Raw genomic sequence first — 8,339 nt, 5'->3', positions numbered from 1 at the left:
TTAAAACCCCCCCGCCCACCACCGGGCCGGCCCCCGCCCCTCCCCGCCCGCCCCCCGGGCGGGGGGGGGCGCGCCCCCGGGCCCGGCCGCCCCGCCCGCCCGGGGGGCGCGCCGCGCTGCTCTCCAACAAGTCGACCGTTCGTTTCGACATTCTGGAGGCGGAAAAGCGGCCGGTGAACGCCGCCGCCGACCACACCGAGGTGAAGGCCGTAACCTCGGTTACGGTGCAGGAATCGCCTACGGTAACAGCGACGCTGCTGTTCGATCCGAGCCACTCGTGGAACGAGCGCATTCTCGCCGAACAGTTCCGCTATTGAGCCGGCGCAGCGACAGCAGATCGATTAAGCATCGCGATTAAGGTTACGACTTCACAATCGTGCCGTCCCCCGCCTGTTTGTGTTGACAAATCGTGGGCTTGCGCCTACCTGCAATGCCAATCTTGCAGGCGCGCGGCGCTTGCCGCGACCGCTTGCGTTGCGCCCCCGAACCAGCCAAAGACAGCCAAACTTGTCCTCAGACACCCAGATCGCTCAAGACGTGTTGACCTTCGCAGACCTCGGCCTGTCGCCGAAGGTCCTTTCCGCAGTTACCGATGCCGGTTACACCGAACCGACACCGATCCAGGCCGGCGCCATTCCGCACGCCTTGCTCGGCAAGGATATTTTGGGCATCGCCCAGACCGGCACCGGCAAGACGGCCTCGTTCGTGCTGCCGATGCTGACCCGCCTCGAAAAAGGCCGGGCGCGCGCGCGCATGCCACGCACGCTGATCCTTGAGCCAACGCGCGAGCTTGCCGCGCAGGTTGAAGAGAACTTCATCAGATACGGCAAGAACCACAAGCTCAACATCGCGCTGCTGATCGGCGGCGTATCCTTCGACGAGCAGGACAAGAAGCTGGAGCGCGGCGCCGACGTGCTGATCGCGACGCCAGGCCGCCTGCTCGATCATCGCGAGCGCGGAAAGCTTCTGCTCAACGGCGTCGAGATCCTGGTCATCGATGAGGCCGACCGCATGCTCGACATGGGCTTCATTCCCGACATCGAGCGCATCTGCGAGATGATCCCGTTCACGCGGCAGACGCTGTTCTTCTCGGCGACGATGCCGCCTGAGATCACCAAGCTCACCGAGAAATTCCTGCACGCGCCGGTGCGCGTCGAGGTTTCGAAGGCGGCGTCCGCCGCGACCAACATCATCCAGCGGCTGGTGAAATCCGGCTCGAAACCCTGGGACAAGCGCGAGACCCTGCGCAATCTGATAAAGGCCGAGGATGCGGAACTGAAGAACGCCATCATCTTCTGCAACCGCAAGATCGAGGTCTCGGAGCTTTTCCGCTCGCTGCTGAAACATGATTTCGACGCCGGCGCGCTGCATGGTGACATGGACCAGCGCGCGCGCATGCAGATGCTGGCCAATTTCCGTGACGGCAAACTGCGCTACCTCGTTGCGTCGGACGTCGCGGCGCGCGGCCTCGACATCCCCGACGTCAGCCACGTCTTCAATTACGACGTGCCGATCCATGCCGAGGACTATGTCCATCGCATCGGCCGCACCGGCCGCGCCGGCCGCTCGGGCAAATCCTTCACCATCGCCACCAAGTCCGACACCAAATACATCGAGGCGATCGAACGGCTGATCGGCAACAAGATCGAGTGGCATGACGGAGATCTGTCGACAGTCGTCGCGAGCGAGAGCGGGGACGACGATGCTCCCCGCCGTGGCCGCGGGGGGCCCCCCCCCCCCCGCCCCCCAGCCCCAGGGGAGGGGAGGGGGGGCCCCCCGCCCCCCCCCCCCCCCCCCCCCCCCCCGCGGGGGCGGCGCCCCCCCCCCCCCCCCCGGCCGCAAGGACGATGGCAAGGAGAGGGGCGAACGCAGGCCACGCGAACGCCACGCCAAGCAAAGGGAAGCTGCAGCACCGGATGCGGCGCGCGAGGAACAGCCGGTGGCAGCCGAGCCCCCGGTCGCCGATGCCGGTGAGCGGCGCGCGCGCAAGGAAGCGATCCGCTCGGAAAACACCGAGCGCCACACTTCACCCGAACGCCAAGCTTCACCCGAACGCCAATCTTCCCCCGATCGCAAGGCTTCGCCCGATCGCCATCGCAACGAACAGCGCGCGCCGGAACGTGGCGACACCAGGCCGCAGCGCGACGGCAATCGCCCGGCCCGCCATCGCCAGGAAGACAACGATGGGACCGTCGGATTCGGTGACGACATGCCCGCGTTCATGCGCATCGTCGCCAAGGGCTGATCACAGCAGAAATTGGGCTGATCACAGCAGAAATTCTCAAAGACCAGCAAAAACGGCCCCTTGCGGGGCCGTTTTCATGTGCAAAGCCGTCTTCTTGCGTGTCTTGCTCAGGTGAGCGGTGAGAGCTGGATCTCGACGCGGCGGTTCTGGGCGCGGCCGGCGGCCGACGCGTTGGAGGCGATCGGACGCGTCTTGCCGAAGCCGGTGACGGCGAAGCGGCGGGTATCGACCCCCTGCCCGGACAGATAATTGGCGACCGCCAGCGCGCGGCGCTGCGACAGGTCGAAATTGTGTTCGTCGCCACCGGTCGAGTCGGTGTGGCCGAACACGTCGACGGTGGTCTGGCGGAACTTGTTCAGCACAAGCGCGACCGAATTCAGCACTTGATAGAAGCCGGGCTTCACCGCGTCCTGGTCGACGTTGAAGGTGATGTCGGACGGCATGTTGAGGATGATCTGGTCGCCGCTGCGGGTGACGCTGACGCCGGAACCCTGAAGCTGCCGGCGCAGTTCGGCCTCGTTCTGGTCCATCGTGGCGCCGATGGCGCCGCCAGCGAGAGCGCCGACGCCAGCGCCGATCAGCGCATTGCGGCGATCGTTGCCGCCGGCGAGCAGGCCGAGCCCCGCACCCGCCAGCGCGCCGATGCCGGCGCCGGCCGCAGTGTTGGAAACTTTCTGTTGTCCGGTATACGGATCGGTGGTGGTGCAGGCACTCACGAGCACAGCCGTCGCCACTGCGACGAGCACAGTCTTTTTCATCAGGTAGTCCCTCTCCAGTCCGCGGTCCCACCAGTGGGGCGCCGCATCCCTTGTGCGTCCAAGTGCACGCACGTCGCTCTTTGCTTGTAACATGAATTGCGGCGAAAAATGGAAGGGGAAAAGCGGCTGGCCACGGCTTTTCCCGGTCAATTCAACCGCCGCTATTTGCGCAATTCCGATCGGCTGGCAGAGACTGTCGGCTACCAGAGATTCTTGCCGTCGATGACGACGACCTCGACCTGATCGAGGTCGAAATCGTCGAACAGGCGAGAATTCACGCTGATTTTCGGATTGTCGAAATCCGGCTTGCCGGTCGACCAGTCCGGCGTTTCGGTGAAGGTGCCGCAGCCGCAGGTGGCGCAGAAACCATGTTTTACCGTTTGCGAGCCCCATTGATAGAAAGAGACATTCTTGAGCGGGCTGGTGAGCTTGAATTGCGACGGGACGTAATAGGCCCACAACGAGCCGCGTTTCGAGCAGAAGGAGCAGGTGCATTGCGTCACGGTTAGCGGCGCTTCCGAAACCTCGAACGTTGTCGCCCTGCAGTGGCAGCTTGCCTTTATGGTCATGACTCCTCCCTCGCGATTGCTTCGCGCCAGCGCGGTAAGGCAACATAAAGAGGCGCCGTTGACAACCGTCTGTCAGCAGACTCGGCTTACCTGCGTCGGACGCGTGGCGCGCTTCACTCTTTTTGATTCATGTCGTATCCCAAAACCGCTACGCAGCCTCGGGTCAGGCCATGGCCCTCGGAGCAAGCTTTTGGGCGACATGCATCAAAACGACGACGGTGGCACGAACAGGCAGATGGTCTTTCCGTCATTGGCGCCGGCGACCGAACACCAGTGATATTCGCCGTCGGGCGAATTCTTGATCCGTGCATCGCTGTAGCCCACGACCTCGCCTGTTCCCTTGATGACATAGCCCTCCGGACGCTCGCTGATCGACGTCTGCGAGACCGCGCGGCAATCGTAGCCGGAACAACAGGAGAATGGGTAACTCCAGCCTTGCGGCTTCGCTGCAGTCGGCGTGGCGTCGTGCGCCAAAGCCGGCGCTGCAAATACAATGGTGGCGGCCGTCAGAACCACCACCGCATTGATCGAATTCAGGAGGCGGCGCGCCGTCTTGACGGCAGAGGCCAGTCGGGTTGTGGAAGCAGGCATGGGCGCAATTCCTATCACCGAGTTATCAAGCGTTTCGCTTGCCCGTTCTTGGAACGTATCTTCCCAGTGGCCGGCTCGTCAGGTCGCAGATACGCCGCGTCCGGCCATAAATGCTTTTTCCCCCAACGTTCGGATGCTGGCCTGATTCCTTTGCTGGCGCAAGAAATTGCTGTGCAATCGAGCGCCGCATCTGCAGCCGGAACCAGCCTGCCGGGGCTGACGAGAGTGACTCATCAACCCCGGCAGTGGGATCGCGCGGATAACGAGATTGAACTCGCAGTGGTTCCGGGCCAGGCGACGGCAGGCCTGCAACAATGAACCCGGAGGTAGAAGTAATTGTCGAAAATTCGATGAAAAAACAGAGCGATAAAGCACCCGCTCAATTACAGTGAAGAGCCTGTTACTCTAGCGTGATGTTCCTGCTGCTTGGGGCTTAGAAGCTTCAGTCGATATCGGCCACCACTTCGCCGGCGCCGCCCTCGATGCGCTGCGATAGCGAGGCCTCCATGAAATCGTCGAGGTCGCCGTCCAGCACGCTCGACGGGCTTGTGCTCTCGACGCCCGTGCGCAGATCCTTCACCAACTGATAGGGCTGCAGAACGTAGGAGCGGATCTGATGGCCCCAGCCGATATCGCTTTTCGACGCTTCGGTGGCGTTGGCCACCGCCTCGCGCTTCTTCAGTTCTTCCTCGTAGAGCCGCGAACGCAGCATCTCCCAGGCCTTCGCCTTGTTCTTGTGCTGGGAGCGCTCAGCCTGGCAGGCGACCGCGATGCCGGTGGCGAGATGGGTGATGCGGACCGCTGAATCGGTGGTGTTGACGTGCTGGCCGCCCGATCCGGACGAACGATAGGTGTCGATGCGGACATCCGATTCGGAAACGTCGATCTCGATCGTATCGTCGATCACGGGATAGACCCAGACGCTGGCGAAGGAGGTGTGACGGCGCGCATTGCTGTCATAGGGCGAAATACGCACGAGACGGTGAACGCCGGATTCCGTCTTCAGCCAACCATAGGCGTTGTGGCCCTTGATCAGCAGCGTGGCGGACTTGATGCCGGCCTCTTCGCCGTCATGCACTTCCAGCACCTCGACCTTGAAGCGGCGCCGCTCGGCCCAACGCGTGTACATGCGCAGGAGCATCGAGGCCCAGTCCTGGCTTTCGGTGCCGCCGGCGCCGGCATGGATTTCGAGATAGCTGTCGTTGGCGTCGGCCTCGCCGGAAAGCAGCGTCTCGATCTGGCGGGCCTTTGCTTCGCCGCGCATCGAGCGGATCGCCGCTTCCGCCTCGGCGACGACGCCCTCATCCCCTTCTTCCTCGCCAAGCTCGATCAAGCCGATATTGTCTTCCAGCGCCTGGGTGAGGCCTTTGACTGCGGCGATGCCTTCCTCGAGGCCCTGGCGCTCACGCATCAGCTTCTGCGCCTCCAGCGGTTCGTTCCAGAGGCTCGAATCCTCGGCACGCACATTCAGGTATTCAAGCCGCTTTATGGCTTGATCCCAGTCAAAGATGCCTCCTCAGCAGGGTTATCGCCTGCTTGATTTCGTCGACAATATTCTGCGTTTCCGCGCGCATGGCTGGCCGTTCTGTCCTGTGCTGAAATGGTGCCCTGTCGCTTAAGCAGAGCTTGGGTTGGCGCGATACATAGGGACGGCACCGCCGCCTGTAAAGCGAAATGGGCCGGCTCGAAAACCGGCCCAAATACCCTATCCTATGTCAGTACAGCCCGCCGCCGCCGGACTGGATGGCTTGGTTGGCCTGTGGCGACAGCGCGCCGCCGGAGGCGTTGGAGCCGTCCTCACCCATGCCGATCACCCAATAGCTGTCGGCGGGGCCGGTGCCCGGCTTGAAGGCTTCGATAAAGGCGCCGGCGTCGTCCGGGTTGGCCCGCATGCCGGTTTTGCGATTGATGGCGATCAGCTTCATGCCTTCGGGAATCTGGAAATCGATATTGGGCGTGCCATCCAGCGCCACGCGCATGAAGTCCTTGAAGATCGGCGCAGCAAGGCCGCCGCCGGTCGCGCCCTTGCCAAGACCTTTGGGCTGATCATAGCCCATATAAAGGCCGACAACGAGGTTGGGCGTATAGCCGATGAACCAGGTATCCTTCTCATCGTTTGTCGTTCCAGTCTTGCCGGCGATGTGGCGGCCGAGTTCGGCAACGGTAGCGCCGGTACCGCGCTCGACGACGCCCTCCATCATCGAAGTGATCTGATAGGCGGTCATCGGATCGAGCACCTGCTCGGAATTGTCGACCAGTTCCGGCTCAGGCTGGTTCTGCCATTCAGCCGCATTGCAATTTTTGCAGCCGCGTTCGTCCTGCCTGTAGACCGTCTTGCCGTAGCGGTCCTGGATCCGGTCGATCAGCGTCGGCTTGATCGACTTGCCGCCGTTTGCCATGATCGAATAAGCCGATACCATGCGCATCACGGTCGTCTCGCCCGACCCCAGCGCCATCGGCAGATACGGCGCCAGTCGATCATAGACGCCGAAGCGCTCGGCATATTCGGCGACCAGCTTCATGCCCATGTCGTTGGCCAGGCGCACAGTCATCAGATTGCGCGACCTCTCGATGCCGGACCGCAAGGTCGCCGGGCCCGCAGTCCTTCCATCGTAGTTTTTCGGCGTCCAGGTCGTGTTGCCGCTCTTGATGGTGATCGGGCCATCCATGATCACCGAAGCCGGCGTATAGCCATTGTCGAGAGCGGCCGCATAGACGATCGGCTTGAACGACGAACCCGGCTGCCGCATGGCCTGCGTGGTACGGTTGAATTCGGATAGCGAATAGGAGAACCCGCCGACCATGGCCAGAACGCGCCCGGTATGCGGATCCATGGCGATCAGGCCGCCCTCCACTTCGGGGGCCTGGCGCAAGATATAGGCCCCATCCGTATCTTCTTTCTTCTGCACGAAGATGACGTCGCCAGGCTTCAGCACGTCCGCCGGCGATTTGGCCTTGACGGTCTTGCCGCCGACCACATGACGCATGGCGAAACTCATGTCCTCGCGGCTGACGGTGCCTTCGATGCGATCCTTGACGAGTTCGCCCGAGATCTGCCGGGTCGGCCGAAGGCCGATCGACAGGCCGCTCTCCGAGCTGTCGAGCACGACGGCGAGCGACCATTCGGGCACGTCGTCCAGTCCCTTGACTTCGCTCAAAGGCACGCCCCAGTCGCCGGATACGTCGATGGTCTTCACCGGCCCGCGATAGCCGCGCAGCGTATCGAACTTCATCAGGCCGTTCTGCATGGCTTTGCGGGCGATGAGCTGCATCTTGGGATCGAGCGTCGTACGGACGGACAGGCCGCCCTCGTAGAGGGCATTCTCGCCGTAGCGCGCGCTGATCTGGCGACGCACCTCCTCGGTGAAATATTCGCCGGCGAACAGATAGGTGCCGGAGCGGCGTGGCTTGACGCCGAGCGGCTCGGCCTTGGCCTTGGCGCCTTCCTCTTGCGTGACGTAGCCGTTGCCGACCATCTGGTCGATCACCCAGTTGCGGCGCTCGATGGCGCGGTCGGCATATTTGAATGGGTGATAGTTGGAGGGGCCTTTCGGCAAAGCCGCCAGATAGGCTGCCTCCGCCACGGTGAGTTCATTCACCGCCTTGTCGAAATAGGTGAGTGCTGCGCCGGCGACGCCATAGGCGCCAAGCCCGAAGAAAATCTCGTTAAGGTAGAGCTCGAGGATGCGGTCCTTCGAATAGGCCTGCTCGATGCGGAAGGCGAGGATCATCTCCTTGATCTTGCGCTCGTAGGTCTGGTCCGAGGACAACAGGAAGTTTTTCGCCACCTGCTGGGTGATCGTCGAGGCGCCGACCTGGCGCTTGCCCGAGCCAGCATTCTGCAGATTGACCATGACTGCGCGGCCAAGGCCGGTCATATCGATGCCGGGGTGATTGTAGAAGTTTTTGTCCTCGGCAGACAGGAAGGCCGCCTTGACACGATCCGGCACCGCCTGGATCGGCAAATACAGGCGCCGCTCGCGCGCATATTCGGCCATCAGCGCACCGTCGGACGCATGGATGCGGGTCGTCACCGGCGGTTCATACTTGGCCAGGACCTCGTAATCGGGCAAATCCTTCGACAAATGGCTGATATAGATCGCCACCCCGGCCGCGACCAAAAGGGCCAGCGCGGTGCCGATGCCGAAGAAATAGCCAATGAGACGAATCATGCCC

General features: G+C 62.8%; 7 protein-coding genes and 1 pseudogene. 3 read left to right on the top strand and 5 right to left on the bottom strand.

Annotated elements, in window-relative coordinates; genetic code table 11:
• From AC0L2K_RS20205 to AC0L2K_RS20195, 3 genes and pseudogenes are all read left to right on the top strand, one after another.
• A pseudogene (locus AC0L2K_RS20205) lies at positions 1-317 on the top strand (hypothetical protein); the annotation flags it as partial.
• Positions 318-537: 220 nt separating this feature from the next.
• Positions 538-1,974 (top strand): DEAD/DEAH box helicase, encoded by a 1,437-nt coding sequence (locus AC0L2K_RS20200; RefSeq protein ID WP_473532149.1) that lies wholly within the window; start codon positions 538-540, stop codon positions 1,972-1,974.
• Complete coding sequence (locus tag AC0L2K_RS20195) at positions 1,940-2,245, top strand: hypothetical protein (protein ID WP_473532124.1); 306 nt, start codon at positions 1,940-1,942, stop codon at positions 2,243-2,245. The genes AC0L2K_RS20200 and AC0L2K_RS20195 overlap by 35 nt, the downstream gene beginning before the upstream one ends.
• A 107-nt stretch (positions 2,246-2,352) precedes the next feature.
• Here the strand turns inward: AC0L2K_RS20195 and AC0L2K_RS20190 are convergent, their stop codons facing one another.
• The 5 genes from AC0L2K_RS20190 to AC0L2K_RS20170 all read right to left on the bottom strand — a co-directional run bounded on the left by AC0L2K_RS20190 (position 2,353) and on the right by AC0L2K_RS20170 (position 8,335).
• Positions 2,353-3,003, bottom strand: coding sequence for a YiaD family glycine zipper/OmpA-like lipoprotein (locus AC0L2K_RS20190; RefSeq protein ID WP_031254560.1), 651 nt, complete (start codon positions 3,001-3,003; stop codon positions 2,353-2,355).
• A 200-nt stretch (positions 3,004-3,203) separates the two neighbouring features.
• Positions 3,204-3,572, bottom strand: coding sequence for a GFA family protein (locus tag AC0L2K_RS20185; RefSeq protein WP_473532123.1), 369 nt, complete (start codon positions 3,570-3,572; stop codon positions 3,204-3,206).
• 204 nt (positions 3,573-3,776) lie between these two features.
• Complete coding sequence (locus AC0L2K_RS20180; protein WP_128168528.1) at positions 3,777-4,163, bottom strand: hypothetical protein; 387 nt, start codon at positions 4,161-4,163, stop codon at positions 3,777-3,779.
• A gap of 442 nt (positions 4,164-4,605) precedes the next feature.
• Positions 4,606-5,737, bottom strand: a protein-coding gene (prfB, locus tag AC0L2K_RS20175) for a peptide chain release factor 2 (RefSeq protein WP_473532122.1) whose coding sequence is annotated in 2 segments (ribosomal slippage) — positions 4,606-5,670 and positions 5,672-5,737 — 1,131 coding nt in all. Because the reading frame shifts where the segments join, the coding sequence is not laid out codon by codon here.
• A 141-nt stretch (positions 5,738-5,878) separates the two neighbouring features.
• The gene (locus tag AC0L2K_RS20170; RefSeq protein ID WP_473532121.1) at positions 5,879-8,335 is read right to left on the bottom strand and encodes a penicillin-binding protein 1A; all 2,457 of its coding nucleotides are present in this window, start codon (positions 8,333-8,335) and stop codon (positions 5,879-5,881) included.
• Positions 8,336-8,339: the final 4 nt, after the last annotated feature.

This window comes from Mesorhizobium sp. WSM4817 (genome assembly GCF_055811135.1).
The sequence above is the reverse complement of the archived record's forward strand: the minus strand, read 5'-3'. Positions and strand labels throughout refer to the sequence as shown.